Annotated in this window: 18 protein-coding genes; 5 read left to right on the top strand and 13 right to left on the bottom strand. The window is 57.1% G+C overall.

All coding sequences use genetic code 11. From position 1 onward, the window contains the following. Positions 1-3: 3 nt before the first annotated feature. The 9 genes from KO1_RS14085 to KO1_RS14045 form a co-directional block, all read right to left on the bottom strand. A complete protein-coding gene (locus KO1_RS14085; RefSeq protein WP_024274710.1) occupies positions 4-534 on the bottom strand; it encodes a cupin domain-containing protein in 531 nt (176 codons plus the stop codon). 10 nt (positions 535-544) lie between these two features. After that, on the bottom strand, positions 545-1801 hold the full coding sequence (locus tag KO1_RS14080; RefSeq protein WP_016807908.1) for an MFS transporter: 1257 nt from the start codon (positions 1799-1801) through the stop codon (positions 545-547). A 26-nt stretch (positions 1802-1827) separates the two neighbouring features. After that, the gene (locus tag KO1_RS14075) at positions 1828-3015 is read right to left on the bottom strand and encodes an NAD(P)/FAD-dependent oxidoreductase (protein WP_016807909.1); all 1188 of its coding nucleotides are present in this window, start codon (positions 3013-3015) and stop codon (positions 1828-1830) included. Next, complete coding sequence (locus KO1_RS14070; RefSeq protein ID WP_016807910.1) at positions 3012-3938, bottom strand: VOC family protein; 927 nt, start codon at positions 3936-3938, stop codon at positions 3012-3014. The genes KO1_RS14075 and KO1_RS14070 overlap by 4 nt, the downstream gene beginning before the upstream one ends. An 88-nt stretch (positions 3939-4026) precedes the next feature. Next, positions 4027-4815, bottom strand: coding sequence for an IclR family transcriptional regulator (locus KO1_RS14065; protein ID WP_004105673.1), 789 nt, complete (start codon positions 4813-4815; stop codon positions 4027-4029). A 13-nt stretch (positions 4816-4828) separates the two neighbouring features. After that, the gene (locus KO1_RS14060; RefSeq protein ID WP_016807911.1) at positions 4829-5578 is read right to left on the bottom strand and encodes an SDR family oxidoreductase; all 750 of its coding nucleotides are present in this window, start codon (positions 5576-5578) and stop codon (positions 4829-4831) included. Further along, entirely contained in the window at positions 5578-6600 is a 1023-nt protein-coding gene (locus KO1_RS14055; protein ID WP_004115357.1) for a Rieske 2Fe-2S domain-containing protein, read from the bottom strand. Before KO1_RS14055 ends, KO1_RS14060 begins: the two co-directional genes overlap by 1 nt. 10 nt (positions 6601-6610) lie before the next feature. Continuing rightward, entirely contained in the window at positions 6611-6919 is a 309-nt protein-coding gene (locus KO1_RS14050; RefSeq protein WP_017145434.1) for a recombinase-like helix-turn-helix domain-containing protein, read from the bottom strand. Continuing rightward, positions 6916-7239: a Rieske (2Fe-2S) protein gene (locus KO1_RS14045; RefSeq protein WP_004105687.1), complete on the bottom strand. Its 324-nt coding sequence runs from the start codon at positions 7237-7239 to the stop codon at positions 6916-6918. Before KO1_RS14045 ends, KO1_RS14050 begins: the two co-directional genes overlap by 4 nt. A 425-nt stretch (positions 7240-7664) precedes the next feature. Between KO1_RS14045 and KO1_RS14040 the strand changes: the two genes are divergently transcribed. Then, complete coding sequence (locus KO1_RS14040; protein WP_029496781.1) at positions 7665-8876, top strand: MFS transporter; 1212 nt, start codon at positions 7665-7667, stop codon at positions 8874-8876. Positions 8877-8879: 3 nt separating this feature from the next. Here the strand turns inward: KO1_RS14040 and speB are convergent, their stop codons facing one another. The 4 genes from speB to yqgG form a co-directional block, all read right to left on the bottom strand. Then, the gene (gene speB / locus KO1_RS14035) at positions 8880-9800 is read right to left on the bottom strand and encodes an agmatinase (RefSeq protein ID WP_004105690.1); all 921 of its coding nucleotides are present in this window, start codon (positions 9798-9800) and stop codon (positions 8880-8882) included. A 211-nt stretch (positions 9801-10011) separates the two neighbouring features. Next, the gene (speA, locus tag KO1_RS14030; protein ID WP_004105692.1) at positions 10012-11988 is read right to left on the bottom strand and encodes a biosynthetic arginine decarboxylase; all 1977 of its coding nucleotides are present in this window, start codon (positions 11986-11988) and stop codon (positions 10012-10014) included. A gap of 8 nt (positions 11989-11996) precedes the next feature. Continuing rightward, a complete protein-coding gene (gene yqgB / locus KO1_RS27290; protein ID WP_127472328.1) occupies positions 11997-12128 on the bottom strand; it encodes an acid stress response protein YqgB in 132 nt (43 codons plus the stop codon). Positions 12129-12213: 85 nt separating this feature from the next. Then, complete coding sequence (gene yqgG / locus KO1_RS28985; RefSeq protein WP_418268721.1) at positions 12214-12363, bottom strand: small protein YqgG; 150 nt, start codon at positions 12361-12363, stop codon at positions 12214-12216. A 467-nt stretch (positions 12364-12830) separates the two neighbouring features. Between yqgG and metK the strand changes: the two genes are divergently transcribed. The 4 genes from metK (at position 12831) to endA (ending at position 17143) form a co-directional block, all read left to right on the top strand. Continuing rightward, complete coding sequence (gene metK, locus KO1_RS14025; RefSeq protein WP_004105695.1) at positions 12831-13985, top strand: methionine adenosyltransferase; 1155 nt, start codon at positions 12831-12833, stop codon at positions 13983-13985. A 383-nt stretch (positions 13986-14368) separates the two neighbouring features. Further along, entirely contained in the window at positions 14369-15763 is a 1395-nt protein-coding gene (locus tag KO1_RS14020) for a sugar porter family MFS transporter (RefSeq protein ID WP_004105696.1), read from the top strand. 77 nt (positions 15764-15840) lie between these two features. After that, positions 15841-16341, top strand: a complete 501-nt coding sequence (locus tag KO1_RS14015) for a SprT family zinc-dependent metalloprotease (protein ID WP_024274713.1) — start codon at positions 15841-15843, stop codon at positions 16339-16341. A 94-nt stretch (positions 16342-16435) separates the two neighbouring features. Further along, complete coding sequence (gene endA, locus KO1_RS14010; RefSeq protein ID WP_004115375.1) at positions 16436-17143, top strand: deoxyribonuclease I; 708 nt, start codon at positions 16436-16438, stop codon at positions 17141-17143. Positions 17144-17225 lie beyond the last annotated feature (82 nt).

Here is a 17225-nt window from a genome sequence, read left to right as displayed (position 1 = left end):
CCCTTAGCTACGCTTCACTTTCGACAGCGGATGATCTTCCGGGTAGGTCGGAATATGCGGCTTTGGCGTACCGAGCATCACGCACATCAGCGCTTCTTCCTCGCCGTGGTTGAATAGCCCGCGATAAATCCCGGCAGGAACAGAAATCAGATCGCGTTCGCGCAGAACGGTCTCGGTGTAGTTGTCGCCATCCTGAATCATCAGGGTGATCTGCCCTTTGAGCATGAAGAACACCTCTTCCACATCATCATGCAGGTGCAGGGGGCCTTCGCACTTGGACGGCAGTACCATGGTGGAGAAGGTAAAGTGTTCCGCCTGGACGGTATTGCTATCGCTGGCGACGCCGGTCGCGCCGGTGCCAATGTAGCGCATCTGCGCGCGACGATATTTCGGGTCAAAATCTGCCTGGAACTTCAGCGCATTCCAGTCGTATTTACGGCCTTCAAAGCGCGCGATACGCGACTCGACCCACTCTTCCATCGTCAGATGTTCAGGTTTGAGACTCGGTTTTGCAGTTACGGTTGAATCAGTCATCGTTTTATCCTCAGTAACGTCTTAGCAGCGGCAGTAACAGGACGCAGCCCACCGCCGCCATCACCGCCAGAAAAATCAGCCCGGAATCCATGCTGTGGGTGAAGGCGATCAGCGCGCCCATCACCGCCGGCGATAGCGCCCCGGCAAAGTTTCCCAGCCCGTTGAAAATCCCGCCCGCCGTGGCGCTGACTCGCGGATGGGTTGCCTTGGCCAGCAGCGCAAAGATATTCGGCGCGCCGGTCCCCCACATAAAGGTGCTAAAGCTCATCGCCGCAATCACCGGCAGCGGGGTGGTGAAATGCATCACCGCCGCCAGGCCAATGCCTGCGCCCGCCAGGGAAATAAAGCAGGCGGCGGCGCGCTTATCGACGCGGTCAGACAGCCAGGCGCCGATGATTTCGCCGAGCAGCATGGCGATAAACGGCATCGACGACAGCCAGCCGGCGTGTTCGAGATGAATGCCTTTACCCTTAATCAGGTAGCCGGGCAGCCAGCCGTTGATGCCCCACAGATAGGCGAGAAAGGCGATGTTGAAGATGCAGATCATCCAGAAGTGCGGGCTGACAAACAGCTCGCGGCGCGCGCTGCGGCGTGCCTCCTGCGACGTTTGCCCGCCGCTGGCTTTTGCCTCCAGCGTGATGCCGCGCAGCCCGATGCGCACAAAAATCAGTACCGGTACCGTCAGCATCGCCATTACAAAGAAGGTGCTCTGCCAGCCGAAGGTGTTGAGCAGCCAAATCGATAGCGGGAAGCCAATCGCCGCGCCGACCGGCGTCCCGAGCAGCCAGAGCATGGTGGCGCGCGCCTGCAAATGCTGGGGAAAGGTATGGCGCACGATAGCAAACGCCAGCGGGAACAGCGGCCCTTCGGCGATACCCAGCAAAATTCGCAGCGTCACCATCAGCGTATAGTTATGGGTAAAGCCCATCACCAGCATCAAAACGCACCACACCGCCATCATTCCGGTAAGCAGGCGCAGCGGCGCAATACGGTCGCCCAGGCCGCTTAGCAGCACCGAAGAGAATCCATAGCTCAGCAGGAAAGCGCTCATCAGTATGCCCAGACGGGTGGTGTCGAAATCGATCCCCATCGCCTGCTGGAAGTGGCTATCGGAAAACAGCGCGGCGATGCTGATTTTGTCGAAGAACGCCAGCAGTACGCAGGCCAGCAGCGACAGCGGAATGGCCCAGCGAACCGCTTTTTCAGGCGTGCGGATGCCCTCGCCGCTCGCCTCAGCAGGCGCGGCGTTAGTCTCTAATGTGGTCATTTCTCCCCCTTAAGGGTGCGGGTTAGCTATCGCAACGACATCAGTGAAAAAGCCGGGTCGGCGAGCGGGACATCGGAAAGATCCCTCCCCGCCGCCATCCAGCGCTTCGCCAGCTTGACGGTGCGCGCATCATTAAACGCCACCAGCTGCGTCAGCCGCCCGTTTTCGTCCAGCGAGAAGTACAGCGAATCTTCACGCGCTATCGTTCTGCTGCCCGGCTGCGGAATACCGAGGATCTGGATATTGTGCTGATATTGATCCGACCACAGCCACGGCGCGTCGTCGTAGCCTGGCGCATCGGGGTTGAGCATCGCTTTTGCCGTCGCCACCGCCTGATTCTGGGCGAAGGCCCAGGACTGGATGCACAGGCCGTAGTGATGATGCTGCGCCACATCCCCGGCAGCAAAGATGAACGGATCCGACGTTCGCCCCTGGCTATCCACAACGATCCCGCGCTCGGTTTTCAGCCCCGCGTCGCGCGCCAGTTCGAGATTAAGATCGACCCCGATCCCCACCACCACCGCATCGAAGGTTTCCCGCCGGCCGTCGCAGTGCAGCGTTGGCAGAGCGTTATCCTCTTCCAGCTCCAGCGCGCCGCAGCCGCAGCGAATATCGACACCCTGCTCGCGGTGCATCTGCGCCAGCGCCTGCGAAACTTCCGCGCTCACCGAACGCATGCACAATGCTGGCTGCTGCTCATAAAGGGTTACGGCCACGCCGCATTTGCGCGCCGAAGCGGCAATCTCAAGGCCAATCCAGCCGCCGCCGACTATCGCCAGTTTTTGACTTGCCGCCAGACGACTTTTCAGACGCTGCGCATCCTGCCAGTGACGCAGGGTATAAACCTGGGGATGCGCCGCCCACGACTCGTCCGGTAGACGCGCTCGCCCCCCGGTGGCGATTAAAAGGACGTTGTAACTCAGGCGTTCGCCGTTGCTTAAAATCACCGTTTTAGCTAGTCGGTCAATCCGCTCTGCACGCAGCGGACGGTACCAGGTCAGGTTCAGCGCCTGCTGCGCCTCGTGCGAAAACAAGCGCGGTAGCTGCGCATCGGTATCCAGCAACGCGGCTTTGGACAGCGGCGGCCGTTCATAGAAATCCCATTCCTCTTCCGCCACTACGCAAATCTCGCCCCCGAAGCCCTGGTCGCGCAGCGTTTTCGCCGCCCAGCCGCCCGCCTGGCCGCCGCCGACTATCACGATCCGCGCCGTCATACCGCCTCCGTTTTTTTCTGCTGGCGGCGGGTATCGTGGTCGATTCCGCCTTCCACCGCCCACTCGGTAAAGGAGACCAACGAGTGCTCCAGTTCGCGCGGCTGCCAGTTTTCCGTCAGATAATCATCGTTGGTGTAGTACTCGAAGGCGCCGCCGGTGGGGCTGTTGACGTACCAGAAGTAGGCCGAGGAGACCGGGTGGCGACCGGGGCCGATGAAAGTGCTCCAGGCATTTTTGTTCATCGCGATGCCGCCGCCGATCACCTCGTGAATATCGCGGACGGTGAAAGCAACATGATTCAGCCCGCGCTTACGGTTCGGCAGCTGCAGCAGGAAGAGGTTGTGATGGCCACCGCGCGCGCCGCAGCGCAGGAAGACCGCGCGGTTAATGTAGCGGTCTGACACCTGGAAGCCGAGCACCTCGCGATAGAAGCTTTCGACCGCCGCCAGCTCTTCAACGAAGAACACCACGTGGCCGACGTTGATCGGCTGCGCGTGGTCGTAAACCGGACTCGGCGTGTCGATACGACGAATATCGCCCCACTGATTAATTGGCTCGACGTTCAGCTCCACCGCCTTTTGCTGGCTGACCTGCACTCGCAGCGTCATGCCGTTCGGGTCGAGGCACTCCAGCGCGCCGTCGACCCTGCGGAAGCCAGGCTGACGTTCCAGCTTTGGACGCAGCGCTTCCAGCGCCGCCTGGTCCGCTACGCCCCAGGTCATACGGCGCAGCGTATTGCCGGTTTCAAAAGCCGGCGGCAGGTCGGCAGCCTCCAAAGGGTTAAGCTCAATGCGCGCGCCGCTGAGGGTGGTGAACACGCGGCCGCTGGCGTCGCCAGCCAGGCCAAAATCGTGCATAAATTTGGCGCTATGGTTCAGGTCATCTACGCCAAATTCCAGCTTTTCAATTCCGGTAATACTCATTTTTCGTCGCCTCTTTACCGTTCAGTCGCCCGAATTTGGGCGTAAAACATGCCCGACGCACTCAAGCGCCTGCCGTTAAGTGTTTGATTTAACTTGCCTGAGACAAATATCCCAGGAAACCGGAAATTTTGTCCGCCGCCAGGCTGACGTCGTTCTGCAGCCGCTCGCGATCGCTTTGCGGGATCTCATCGGAGGGCACCAGGATACTAACGACTCCCGCCACCCGGCCGCTGCGGTCATACACCGGGTAGACAATCGACGAAATGCCGTGGCGAAAGAAAGACTCGCCAATCACATAGCCGCGGGCTTTATCCTGCTGCACCATCTGCCACAGCGCTTCGCGATCGTGCAGCTGGCCCGGGGTGTTGCCCGGCAGCCGCTCGTTGGGGAACAGCTGTTCAAACTCGCTGCGTGAAACATCGGTCAGCAGCATGCGGCCCAGCGAGGTGCAGTGCACCGGCAGCCGGGTGCCGACGCTGACCTGGTTTATCCGCGAACCGGCCGCGCTGACGCGAGCGATGTAGATGATGTCCCGGCCATCGCGGATTGCCAGATGGCTGCTGCACTGGCTGACATCACGCAACTGCTCGATAACCGGCTGACCTACCTGGGCGATATCCAGCGAGGCAATATATTCAAAGCCCAGCCGCAGCACGTTCATCCCCAGCGAAAAGGTATTGGTGCGCGCGTTGCGTTCGAGAAAGCCCATATACTCCAGCGTTTGCACCACGCGATAGGCGGTCGCTTTCGGCATATCCACCAGCCGGTGCAGCTCGGCGAAGGTCAGATCGCGATGCTGTTCGCCAAAAGCCAGCAGCAGCTGCAGGCCGCGCTCAAGCCCCGGCACCAGATACTTCACTTCCTGCTCGTTCGCCATACCGCCTCACTTATTAGTTAAAAACAAAACCGCCGTTGACCGGGATCAGCTGGCCGGTGATAAACCGCGACAGATCGCTGAGCAGCCAGACTACGCTGCCGGTGACGTCTTCCGGCTGCTGCGCGCCGCTGAGCGCGCGACCGTTTTCATACAGCTGATGGCGTTCCGCGGGCACGTATTCCGTCGCCTCAACGCGGGTCAGCCCCGGCGCGATGGCGTTTATGCGGATCCGTTTCTCCCCCAGTTCGCGGGCCATCGAGCGGGTCATCGCGATCACCGCACCTTTACTGGCCACGTAGGCCATCAGCCGCGGCGCTCCCCACAGAGCGGTATCCGAAGCGACATTGACGATCCCGGCCCCTTCACGCAGCAGCGGCACCGCCGCGCGGGTCACCAGCCAGGTGCCTTTGACGTTAACCGTCATCACCCGATCCCACAGATCCGGATCGTAATCGAGCATGTTTTTCCCGCCGACGCCGGTGGCCATCGCCGCATTATTCACTAACCCGTCGATCGCCCCCCGCTCGCCGATAGCGCTGAATACCCGGTCGATCGACTCGCTATCGGCGAGATCGATCTCATGGGATTCAATGCAGTAGCCCTTTTCCTGCAGACGATGAGCGCTTTCCGCCAGTTCGCCCCGAAGAATGTCGCACATCACTACCGCCGCGCCCTGCCCGGCACAGGCTTCGGCGAAGTGATAGCCCAGGCCGCGCGCCGCGCCGGTGACGACGATACGTTTTCCGTTCAACAGACCGTTCATCAGGCGGCTCCCTGCTGCTCTTCCAGGGCCGCCAACTGCTCTTTTGCCGCTTTCTGCATCATGCGGCGCAGGCGGGAAAGGCCGACGTCGTGCTGATAAAGATATTCGCGATCGCGGGCATTCGGCGCCAGGCTTTCCAGCACCACGCGATCCTGTTCGAGCACTTCCCAGTGCAGTTTTTCCAGGCGGTTGCGGTACATAAATCGCCATAGATCGCGCTGCCAGCCCTGTACGCCGCGGATGCGCCAGAAGAAGACGCGGCAGTTGTCGTTATCTTCCGGCACCACCATGCCGACAATCCAGAAGTGGCCGCCCGGCCCGAAGCGCTTTTTGTACGGAATAGAGAGGCGCATCCAGTAGGCCCCGCTGCTGCCCAGTTCGACCCAGTCGAAGTTAACGCCAACCTGCCCTTTCTTCTCAAAAATAAACCCGGTTTTCGTCGGCTGCAGCACCATGTCGGCTTTGCGATCGCCTTCCGCCATCGAGTGCGAGGAGGAGTGAAGATAGGTGCCGTGCATCGGGTCCATCACGTTTTCCAGCGCGTACTGGTAGTTGCATTTCCACGCTGCGGTACACAGGAAGTGGCTAAATTTGTCGCTATTGGCCAGCTCTTCCGGAAAGCTCAGCTCATCAGGCTGCTGGTCGGCGGTGACGCCAAACCACAGGAAAATGGCGCCATGCGCTTCCTGAACGCTGTAGCTGCGAACGCACTGCTGACCCACCAGCGGGCAGCGGTCAACCGCCGGGACGTCTTTCACTTCGCCGTTACCGGCCACTTCCACGCCGTGATACCAGCAGGCAATGCGATCGCCCAGGTTCCAGCCCATCGACAGGCGCGCGCCGCGATGCGGGCAGCGGTCTTCCAGCGCCTGCACCTGGCCATCTTTATTGCGCCAGACCACAATCTGTTCGCCGAGGCGGGTAATCCCCACCGGCGCCGACTGCACTTCCCAGCTCGCCAGCACCGGATACCACAGGCCGCGTAATCCTTTATCAAGATAGTTTTGTACCGTTGTTGTCATCGCTGTGTCCTCAGTATCCGTTTACCTGCAGAAATGCCTGGAAGCTGCTCTCGCTCCACGGTTCCCCCTGCTGGTCGTGCATTCTGACGCCGTTCAGGCCGTTCACCAGCTCACCGAGGCTTTCTGCGCCCTGTTCAAAGAGCGTCTCGAGGGTGGCGATAAGCTGTAGCTCCCAGCTTTCCGGCACCCGGCTGCGGGTTTGCCAGATCAGATTGGTGTAGTCGCCGGGTTTGTGAATGTTGCCGTTTCCGCCTTCCACCGGCGGCGTAAACTGACGGCTTTCCGGCAGCGCCGGGTTAAAGTCCAGGGTTTCGCTCATGCCACGTTCTCCTCGATAAAAGAAATCTGGATCTGCTTGTCGTATACCCGCACCGGGTAGCGATGCAGGTTGCGCCCGCCGGGGCCGTGCAGACACTGGCCGGTTTTGACGTCGAATACCGCTTCATGCAGCGGGCACTCCACCTTGCCATCTTCGACAAAGCCCTGGCTCAGCAGCGCATACGCATGGGGACAAACGTCTTCCAGCGCGTAATATTCGCCATCAATCAGATAGATACCGATTTCTTTACCGTCGATACTGCCGCTATAGGGGAAATCTTCCTGTACTTGCTCCGCGTCACACACGCCAATCCAGCTCATCGCATTCCTCCGGGCTTTGTTTCATATATGAAACTCTGTTTCTTATTTAATACGGTCAATATAAAAGCGATGTATCTTTCGTCAAGCAGCAATGTGACCAAATTGTTAATGAATGGCTTTTTAATTAGCTAACTGTGGAATTGATCACGAAAAAAAGCAGCCAGATGAAATGATGATATTTAAAGCGCCCTTTCATTATAAAAAACGCTATCTCTTCAGAAACAAAATGCGCTATTGACTTCTTTTCATGAAGATCGTTAAAAATGAACAGGAAGGGAGCTTGCGGTGTTTCACATATGAAACAAAAAGAAAATTAAACCTTAATAAACAATGAGTTTCATAGGTGAACCATTTTAGTTAAGTGATTATTTCTGGCGTCAAAAAAATAATAACCAAAATGTATTAAATTTAAAAAGAGGTAAATCATGGCGGCAAGATGGCAAGGTACTATCGCATTACTTTTGTTAATAATTATTTCTTACGTCGATCGGGTAAATATCTCAGTGATGATTCTGAACCCCGAATTTGCCGCTCACTTTCATTTAAATGAAAACAGAATGTTACAAGGCATGCTGATGACATGCTTTCTTCTTGGTTATGGTTTATCGGCTTTAATATTAACTCCCCTTATAGAAAGTAAGCTCAACTATCGCCAGGGGCTGTTAAGCGGCGTAGCGATATGGGCGCTGGTTTGCGCGGTTTCTCCGCTGCTGGGCTCCCTGCTGGGCATGTTAATCGCGCGCATCGTTCTCGGCGTTGCCGAGGGGCCGTTATTCTCGCTGAAAACCCGCTTTATCAGCGATAGCTTCGCCGCCGATGAGGTCGGTAAACCTAACGCCGTGACCGCTCTCGGCGTTTCGCTCGGGCTGGCGGCTGGCTTTCCGCTGGTCACCTGGCTGATGGCGCACGTCGGCTGGATGGGATCGTTTTACGCCCTGGCGCTGCTCAACCTGCTGCTCGGCGGCGGCTTAGTCTGGCGCTTTTTACCTGCTCCAGTCGTCAATGAACGCCGCGCCAGGCCCGGTATGATTACAACCTTGACCCTCGCCTGGCGCACGCCGCTGCTGGGCTGGATCCTGCTGGTGGAGATCGCCACCCTCAGCTATCTATGGGGCAGCAGCGCCTGGCTGCCGGCCTGGCTGCGCGACGAGCATCACTTCTCGCTACAGGCTACCGGCCTGCTGGCGGCGGTTCCGTTTCTGCTGAGCCTGGGTTCAAAATTTCTCGGAGGGGTACTTCTCGATAAAATGCGCCCGGAGCAGGCGCCGGTGCTGTTTATTATCGGCGGCCTGCTGACCGCTCTGTCGGTACTGGCGCTGATGCTCAGCCACCAGCAGGCGATGCTGGCGCTGTTTATGCTGGCGGCGAACGTTTTCTGGGGGCTGCAGGGCGCGGCGATCCCGGCGGTCGTGCAGCATCATGCGCCGCGCGAAGCGGTAGGCAGCGCCTATGGCATTATTAATGGCATCGGTAATATCTGCGCGGCGTTTATCCCGCTGCTGATGGGAATGGTCATGAAATCGGCGGGATCGGTAAGCTCAGGATTCTCGGTGCTGGTAGTATCGCAGCTGATAACGCTTTGCGCCGGAGGCATGCTGCTGCTGCGCATGCGTCGCGCAGCAGCAGTCAGCGTCTGAGGCTTATTCGCCTTTTTTCGCCGCCTGAATGTAGAGCATTTCCAGCGCCAGCGTCGCCGCCGCCAGGGCGGTGATTTCGGACTGGTCATAGGCCGGAGCGACTTCCACCACGTCCATACCGACGATGTTCAGATCCTTGAGGCCGCGCACCAGTTTGATCGCGCGATCGGAGGTCAGTCCGCCGATCACCGGTGTACCGGTGCCCGGCGCAAACGCCGGATCCAGGCAGTCGATATCAAAGGTCAGGTATACCGGCATATCGCCGACGATCTGTTTCACCTGAGCGATCACGTCGTCGACGCTGCGGTCGTTAACCTGACCCGCATCCAGCACGGTAAACCCGTTGTCCTTATCAAACTCGGTGCGAATGCCGATCTGCACTGAATGGTGCGGGTCGATCAGGCCTTCGTTCGGCGCGGTATAGAACATGGTGCCGTGGTCAAATTCGCAGCCGTTGGCGTAGGTATCGGTGTGGGCATCGAAATGCACCAGCGCCATTTTGCCGAAGTGCTTAGCATGAGCGCGCAGCAGCGGTAGCGTCACAAAGTGGTCGCCGCCGAATGAAAGCATGCGCTTACCTGCCGCCAGCAGTTTTTCCGCGTGCGCCTGCAGCTTTTCACTCATTTCACGCGCATCGCCGAAAGCGTAAACCAGATCGCCGCAGTCCACGACGTTCAGCCGCTCGCGCATATCAAAGTTCCACGGGAAACGGTTATGCTCCCACGCAAGGTTAGTCGACACCTGACGGATCGCCGCCGGGCCATGACGCCCGCCCGCGCGTCCGGAGGTCGCCATATCAAACGGTACGCCGGTGATGACCCAGTCCGCATCGCTGTCGTACGGCATAAAATTCATCGGTAGACGCAGAAAGCCAAATGCGTTGGATACCAGGGAGTTATCGTATTGATGACCTAAGGTGCTCATGGTTATGACCTCTTTTACAGTCGTTGTATTGAAATACAAATATAAAAAAACCCCTCCGCGTCGTTAGGCCCGACGAGGAAGGGTTTGAATAAGTTTGCTGCTTAATTGGGCGAATTATCGCCGCAAATGTCTACGTGTTCAAGTGAGTCTGGCGAATGGCGTAATGAGCCTTCCCCTCTCTCTTCCCTCTCCGCTACGGAGAGGACGTATATCACTCGTCTTCCAGATAAGTGTAGCCGTATAAACCCGCTTCGAACTCTTCAAGGAACTGCTGCTGCAGGTCAGCGTCGAGATCGGTCTTTTTCACCTGATCGCGGAACTGCGTCAGCAGCGTGTTCGGATCCAGCTGGACGTACTGCAGCATATCCGCGACGGTGTCCCCCTCATCCGACAGCTCCACTTCGACGCTGCCGTCAGGGAAGACAAACACGTCTACGGCTTCCGTATCGCCGAACAGGTTGTGCATATTGCCCAGAATCTCCTGGTAGGCGCCTACCATGAAGAAGCCCAGCATCGGCGGATTTTCCGGATCGTATTCCGGCATCGGCATGGTGGTCGCAATGCCATCGCCATCGACGTAGTGGTCAATTGCGCCGTCGGAGTCGCAGGTGATATCCAGCAGCACCGCGCGGCGTTCCGGTACCTTGTTCAACCCTTCCAGCGGCATCACCGGGAATAGCTGATCGATACCCCATGCATCCGGCATCGACTGGAACAGAGAGAAGTTGACGTAAATCTTATCCGCCATACGCTCCTGCAGCTCATCGATTATCGGGCGATGCGCGCGGTTGCTGGGATCGAGCTGTTTCTGCACTTCATGGCACATATTCAGATACAGCTGCTCGGCCCAGGCGCGTTCCTGAAGATTAAAGGTGCCGGAGGAGTAGCCGATATGAATATCGTGCAGATCCATCTGGCTATCGTGCAGCCATTCGCGCAGCGAGCGGCGGTTGCCGGTTTCCTGCATCTCCAGCCAGGTTTCCCACATGCTTTGCAGCGGACGCGCGGCATCTTCCGCGGGCGGGGTCGCCTCGGTATATTCGTTACGCTCAACGCCGATGATGTTGGATACCAGTACGGTGTGGTGCGCGGTGACCGCACGGCCGGATTCGGTAATCACCGTCGGATGCGGCAGACCGTTCTCTTCACAGGCATCGCCAATTGCCCAGATAATGTTGTTGGCGTATTCGTTCAGGCCATAGTTCACCGAGCAGTCGGACTGCGAACGGGTCCCTTCATAGTCAACGCCGAGACCGCCGCCAACGTCGAAGCACTGAATATTCACGCCCAGCTTATGCAGCTCGACGTAGAAACGCGCCGATTCACGCACGCCGGTGGCGATATCGCGAATATTGGCCATCTGCGAGCCAAGGTGGAAGTGCAGCAGCTGCAGGCTGTCGAGATGCCCTGCAGCGCGCAGAATTTCAACCAGCTGCAGAACTTGGGTCGCCGCGAGGCCGAATTTGGATTTTTCGCCGCCGGAGGACTGCCACTTGCCAGAGCCCTGCGAAGCCAGACGCGCACGCACGCCAAGACGCGGCACCACGTTCAGCCGTTCGGCTTCTTCCAGCACGATGGCGATTTCCGACATTTTCTCAATGACCAGATAGACCTTATGGCCCATCTTTTCACCCACCAGCGCCAGGCGGATATATTCACGGTCTTTATAACCGTTACAAACAATCACGCTGCGGGTCATGCCGGCGTGCGCCAGTACCGCCATCAGCTCGGCCTTCGAGCCGGCTTCCAGACCCAGCGGTTCGCCGGAGTGGATCAGCGATTCAATCACGCGGCGATGCTGGTTAACCTTGATGGGATAAACCAGAAAGTAGTCACCGTTATAGCCATAAGACTCACGCGCCCGTTTAAAGGCGGCGTTAATCGAACGCAGGCGGTGCTGCAAAATCTGCGGGAAGCAGAACAGTGCAGGCAGGCGCTGCCCCTGAGCTTCACGCGCTTTCACCAGCTCGGCAAGGTCAACGCGCGCTTCCGGAACGTCAGGATCCGGGCAGACGCTGATATGGCCCAGTTCGTTAACGTCGTAGTAGTTATTACCCCACCAGGCAATATTGTAAGTACGTAGCATCTTGCTGGCTTCCTGGGAGCTCATCGCAACCTCCTGCATGGAACGTAGTACACCGTGATCGCCTGCTGACGAAGGCGAAGATAAAGACATGTCGTCAGACATAGCGAACCTCAAATTTTAGTAACAAGTGTAAAACAGTTGACTACTATCGCAATCCGAAGAAGCGATAACAACCCATAAACAGTCCGAAATCCCAGTAGATAGTGCTGGACTTGCGGCTGAGCGACCGGTTTCTTATTCATATCATCGTAAAACACGTACCCGAACGGAGTATGACAGTCCGGAGAAACCACGAGAAAACCCTTGCTATCGCAAGAGCGCCCTTGTTCAGTTTTCCTGTAGCCTGCCGGCCCTGGAATCCTGAGAAGCGCCGAGATGGGTAGAACATCGGCTGGTTTGCATGAGAGAGATGCGGATTGAGGAATAGTGACGCGCGACGGAACGACGCGACGAGTCAGGCGAAAAACGTGGGTTCATTATCTGGTATCACCTCCACACTGCCCCGGTACGGGCCAGCGACAAGCCAAAGCTATAGGATCCGGACAGCCAGCAAAAAAGCCGCTGCGGGACTCTGTCAATACAGACTGCTTAACCCGGCTGGAAGTGGCGTCACGAGGTGAGTGCTCGTGCGCTGTTTTAATGAGCCGCGCGCGGCGTTTTATACCGATAAGCGGGGTAAAAAGCAAAATAAAAATATGCGCGTTGCCGGGCATTGTCAGGAAAAATTGCCACCGCCCTTTTTCTATAAATGCGACGAATATCAAAAAAGGCTGGAAATGGGGTCAAGAACTGCCCTAAAATAGCCGTCCAGAAGTTAATCCATCTATACTGATTAACACTCAGACTGCTCGTGTCACTACCTGCAAGCTTTGGTAGAGTCATCCGTCAAAGCCATTCTACACAACAGTATGAGCTACCCGAATCGTCCACAGGTGAAATAAAACATGGCAAAACACCTCTTTACGTCAGAGTCCGTATCCGAAGGGCATCCCGACAAAATTGCTGACCAAATCTCCGACGCCGTGCTGGATGCGATCCTTGAACAGGATCCAAAAGCGCGCGTAGCATGTGAAACCTACGTCAAAACCGGCATGGTTCTGGTGGGTGGCGAAATCACTACCAGCGCCTGGGTTGATATCGAAGAGATCACCCGCAATACGGTCCGTGAAATTGGCTACGTGCATTCCGATATGGGCTTTGACGCCAACTCCTGCGCGGTGCTGAGCGCTATCGGTAAACAGTCTCCGGACATCAACCAGGGCGTTGACCGCGCCGATCCGCTGGAGCAGGGCGCGGGCGACCAGGGCCTGATGTTTGGCTATGCGACTAACGAAACCGATGTGCTGATGCCTGCGCCGATCACCTACGCTCACCGTCTGGTGCAGCGTCAGGCTGAAGTACGCAAAAACGGCACCCTGCCGTGGCTGCGCCCGGACGCAAAAAGCCAGGTGACGTTCCAGTACGACGACGGCAAAGTTGTCGGTATTGATGCAGTCGTTCTCTCCACACAGCACGCCGAAAGCATCGATCAGAAATCGCTGCAGGAAGCGGTAATGGAAGAGATCATCAAACCGGTGCTGCCGACCGAGTGGCTGAACAGCGCGACCAAATTCTTTATCAACCCAACCGGCCGTTTTGTTATCGGCGGCCCGATGGGCGACTGCGGCCTGACCGGGCGTAAAATCATCGTTGATACCTACGGCGGCATGGCTCGCCACGGCGGCGGCGCGTTCTCCGGTAAAGATCCGTCTAAAGTCGACCGTTCTGCGGCCTACGCGGCGCGCTATGTGGCGAAAAACATCGTTGCCGCCGGTCTGGCCGATCGTTGCGAAATTCAGGTTTCCTACGCCATCGGCGTCGCAGAGCCGACCTCGATTATGGTTGAAACCTTCGGTACCGAAAAAGTATCGTCCGAGCAGCTGACGCTACTGGTTCGTGAGTTCTTCGACCTGCGTCCGTATGGCCTGATCCAGATGCTTGACCTGCTGCACCCGATCTACAAAGAGACAGCGGCTTACGGTCACTTTGGTCGCGAACATTTCCCTTGGGAAAAAACCGACAAAGCAGCTCAGCTGCGCGAAGCGGCCGGCCTGAAATAAGCCCCTGCTCTTCTCGCTCTTAAGGCCAGCCTCGCGCTGGCCTTTTTATTTTCAACCGTATAACCGCAGCCTCTGCATCCAGCCCTTTGCAAAGCTTCCTATGGAAGCGATTACATCCCATGTGCAACATCCTTTTCCCCGACGTGCGCGAAAAATGTAATAACCCTTGGTTTTGTTACACAATATTTCAGCAAACTCTGATTAGCGCTTTAAATTTCTTGAGCTAAACTTTATTAAAATGCTGATTTAAATAAATTAAATGTGATTACCTTTCTTTACGATAGTGTAACCGATTACACCAGCGTGATTATTATCACATTTTTTTACTACGCATTTACCTACCCTATGCCTCGACAGAATCAATAACTCAACCGGAGGGCGTTATGCCTGACAACAAAAAACAAGGGCGTTCAAACAAGACGATGACGTTCTTTGTCTGCTTCCTCGCCGCACTGGCAGGCCTGCTATTTGGCCTGGATATTGGTGTTATTGCGGGTGCCTTACCCTTTATTGCCAACGAGTTCCAGATAAGCGCTCATACGCAGGAATGGGTAGTAAGCTCCATGATGTTCGGCGCCGCGGTCGGCGCGGTCGGCAGCGGCTGGCTCTCCTTCAAACTCGGGCGTAAAAAAAGCCTGATGATTGGCGCCATCCTGTTCGTTGCCGGTTCCCTGTTCTCCGCCGCCGCCCCGAATGTGGAAGTCCTGCTCATTTCCCGCGTGCTGCTCGGCCTCGCCGTTGGCGTCGCTTCCTACACGGCCCCGCTGTATTTGTCGGAAATTGCGCCGGAAAAAATCCGCGGCAGCATGATTTCGATGTACCAGCTGATGATCACCATTGGTATTCTCGGGGCGTATCTTTCGGATACCGCTTTCAGCTACAGCGGCGCCTGGCGCTGGATGCTCGGGGTGATCATTATCCCGGCGGTGCTGCTGCTGATTGGCGTGGTTTTCCTGCCGGACAGCCCGCGCTGGTTTGCCGCTAAGCGCCGCTTTGTCGATGCCGAACGCGTCCTGCTGCGCCTGCGCGACACCAGCGCTGAAGCGAAACGCGAGCTGGATGAGATCCGCGAAAGCCTGAAGGTAAAACAGTCCGGCTGGTCGCTGTTCAAAGAAAACAGCAACTTCCGCCGCGCGGTGTTCCTCGGCGTCCTGCTGCAGGTGATGCAACAGTTCACCGGTATGAACGTCATCATGTACTATGCGCCGAAGATTTTTGAACTGGCGGGCTATGCCAACACCACCGAACAGATGTGGGGGACCGTCATCGTCGGTCTGACCAACGTTCTGGCGACCTTTATCGCCATCGGACTGGTTGACCGCTGGGGCCGTAAACCGACGCTGATCCTCGGCTTTATCGTCATGGCGCTCGGCATGGGCGTGCTGGGCAGCATGATGCATATCGGCATCCACTCCGCCACGGCGCAGTACTTTGCCGTCCTGATGCTGCTGATGTTCATCGTGGGTTTTGCGATGAGCGCCGGCCCGCTGATTTGGGTGCTGTGCTCCGAAATCCAGCCGCTGAAAGGGCGTGATTTCGGTATCACCTGCTCAACGGCGACCAACTGGATTGCCAACATGATCGTCGGCGCGACCTTCCTGACGATGCTGAACTCGCTGGGCAGCGCCAATACCTTCTGGGTCTATGGCGGCCTTAACATCCTGTTCATCTTCCTGACTCTGTGGTTGATCCCGGAAACCAAAAACGTTTCGCTGGAACATATTGAACGTAATCTGATGAAAGGCCGTAAACTGCGCGAAATCGGCGCGCGCGACTAGTACGATACACGCTTCCTCCCCTCCGGGAGGAAGCTTCTTCTTGCTCTCCTCATCCCGCCGCACTATCCTCTGGCGCTATGAAAACGCCCCGAATTCCCATTGCCCTTCAACAGGCCGTTATGCGCAGCCTGCGGGAAAATCTTGCCAAAGCGAACCTCAAGCTGGGACGACATTACCCTGAACCGGTGCTGGTTTATCAGCAGCGGGGAACCTCCGCCGGTACCGCCTGGCTGGAGAAAAACGAAATTCGCCTTAACCCGGTGCTGCTGCTGGAAAACCAGCAGGCTTTTATCGACGAAGTCGTGCCGCACGAGCTGGCCCATCTGCTGGTATGGAAACACTTTGGCCGCGTGGCACCGCACGGAAAAGAGTGGAAATGGATGATGGAGAGCGTACTGGGCGTACCGGCGCTGCGTACTCATCGTTTCGAACTCGATTCTGTCCGTAAAAATACCTTCCCCTACCGCTGCCAGTGTCAGCAGCATCAGCTTACCGTTCGCCGCCACAACCGCGTGATGCGCGGTGAGGCCACCTATCGCTGCGTGCGCTGCGGCGACGTGCTGGTGGCGGAAAAGTAATCTCCGGAAATAACTGGAAATTTTCTGATCTGACTGATTGCATCAGACAATCACATTCGTTACGTTGCGGGCTCGTTTTGACACGGAGTTAACGATGTCCCGTATTTATATTTTTGCTGCCGCGTTTCTTAGCGCGGCGGCGTGTGCCCCGCTTGCTGCGGAGGGAATCAACAGTTTTTCTCAGGCCAAAGCCGCTGGCGTCAAGGTCAACGCCGACGTCCCCGGCGATTTCTACTGCGGCTGTAAAATCAACTGGCAGGGGAAAAAGGGCGTTATCGATCTGGAATCATGCGGCTATAAAGTGCGTAAAAATGAGAACCGCGCCAGCCGGGTAGAGTGGGAACACGTGGTTCCGGCCTGGCAGTTTGGTCACCAGCTTCAATGCTGGCAGGACGGCGGGCGGAAAAACTGCGCCAAAGACCCGGTCTATCGCAAGATGGAAAGCGACATGCATAACCTGCAGCCGGCGGTTGGCGAGGTCAACGGCGATCGCGCCAACTTTATGTACAGCCAGTGGAACGGTGGCGAAGGCCAGTACGGCCAGTGCGCGATGAAGGTTGATTTTAAAGATAAAGTTGCCGAGCCGCCGGCTCGCGCCCGGGGCGCGATTGCCCGCACCTACTTCTATATGCGCGACCGCTACCAGCTTAATCTTTCCCGCCAGCAAACCCAGCTGTTTACCGCCTGGAATAAGCTGTACCCGGTAACACGCTGGGAATGCGAACGCGACGCGCGTATTGCAAAAGTTCAGGGCAACCATAATCCTTACGTCCTGCAGGCTTGCCAGGCGCAAAAGAGCTAACCTACACTAGCGGCAATTGTTAATTTGCAGCTTCACGCTTCCCTCTTTAATGAGGGAAGACAATATCTGCGCGAAGAACGGA

The sequence above is a fragment of the Klebsiella oxytoca NBRC 105695 genome, assembly GCF_001598695.1.
In the GTDB taxonomy this organism is placed as follows: domain Bacteria; phylum Pseudomonadota; class Gammaproteobacteria; order Enterobacterales; family Enterobacteriaceae; genus Klebsiella; species Klebsiella oxytoca.
Note: the sequence above shows the minus strand (reverse complement) of the source record. Positions and strands in the feature narration are given on the sequence as shown.

What these genes read in the sequence shown, in the direction of transcription:
- KO1_RS14060 (WP_016807911.1), bottom strand. Translation starts at nt 5,578, where the DNA reads ATGAACGGTCTGTTGAACGGAAAACGTATCGTCGTCACCGGCGCGGCG.
- KO1_RS14055 (WP_004115357.1), bottom strand. Translation starts at nt 6,600, where the DNA reads ATGACAACAACGGTACAAAACTATCTTGATAAAGGATTACGCGGCCTG.
- KO1_RS14015 (WP_024274713.1), top strand. Translation starts at nt 15,841, where the DNA reads ATGAAAACGCCCCGAATTCCCATTGCCCTTCAACAGGCCGTTATGCGC.
- KO1_RS14065 (WP_004105673.1), bottom strand. Translation starts at nt 4,815, where the DNA reads ATGGCGAACGAGCAGGAAGTGAAGTATCTGGTGCCGGGGCTTGAGCGC.
- yqgB (WP_127472328.1), bottom strand. Translation starts at nt 12,128, where the DNA reads ATGAATAAGAAACCGGTCGCTCAGCCGCAAGTCCAGCACTATCTACTG.
- KO1_RS14040 (WP_029496781.1), top strand. Translation starts at nt 7,665, where the DNA reads ATGGCGGCAAGATGGCAAGGTACTATCGCATTACTTTTGTTAATAATT.
- speB (WP_004105690.1), bottom strand. Translation starts at nt 9,800, where the DNA reads ATGAGCACCTTAGGTCATCAATACGATAACTCCCTGGTATCCAACGCA.
- KO1_RS14045 (WP_004105687.1), bottom strand. Translation starts at nt 7,239, where the DNA reads ATGAGCTGGATTGGCGTGTGTGACGCGGAGCAAGTACAGGAAGATTTC.
- KO1_RS14080 (WP_016807908.1), bottom strand. Translation starts at nt 1,801, where the DNA reads ATGACCACATTAGAGACTAACGCCGCGCCTGCTGAGGCGAGCGGCGAG.
- KO1_RS14070 (WP_016807910.1), bottom strand. Translation starts at nt 3,938, where the DNA reads ATGAGTATTACCGGAATTGAAAAGCTGGAATTTGGCGTAGATGACCTG.
- KO1_RS14050 (WP_017145434.1), bottom strand. Translation starts at nt 6,919, where the DNA reads ATGAGCGAAACCCTGGACTTTAACCCGGCGCTGCCGGAAAGCCGTCAG.
- KO1_RS14075 (WP_016807909.1), bottom strand. Translation starts at nt 3,015, where the DNA reads ATGACGGCGCGGATCGTGATAGTCGGCGGCGGCCAGGCGGGCGGCTGG.
- KO1_RS14020 (WP_004105696.1), top strand. Translation starts at nt 14,369, where the DNA reads ATGCCTGACAACAAAAAACAAGGGCGTTCAAACAAGACGATGACGTTC.
- KO1_RS14085 (WP_024274710.1), bottom strand. Translation starts at nt 534, where the DNA reads ATGACTGATTCAACCGTAACTGCAAAACCGAGTCTCAAACCTGAACAT.
- endA (WP_004115375.1), top strand. Translation starts at nt 16,436, where the DNA reads ATGTCCCGTATTTATATTTTTGCTGCCGCGTTTCTTAGCGCGGCGGCG.
- yqgG (WP_418268721.1), bottom strand. Translation starts at nt 12,363, where the DNA reads ATGAACCCACGTTTTTCGCCTGACTCGTCGCGTCGTTCCGTCGCGCGT.
- metK (WP_004105695.1), top strand. Translation starts at nt 12,831, where the DNA reads ATGGCAAAACACCTCTTTACGTCAGAGTCCGTATCCGAAGGGCATCCC.
- speA (WP_004105692.1), bottom strand. Translation starts at nt 11,988, where the DNA reads ATGTCTGACGACATGTCTTTATCTTCGCCTTCGTCAGCAGGCGATCAC.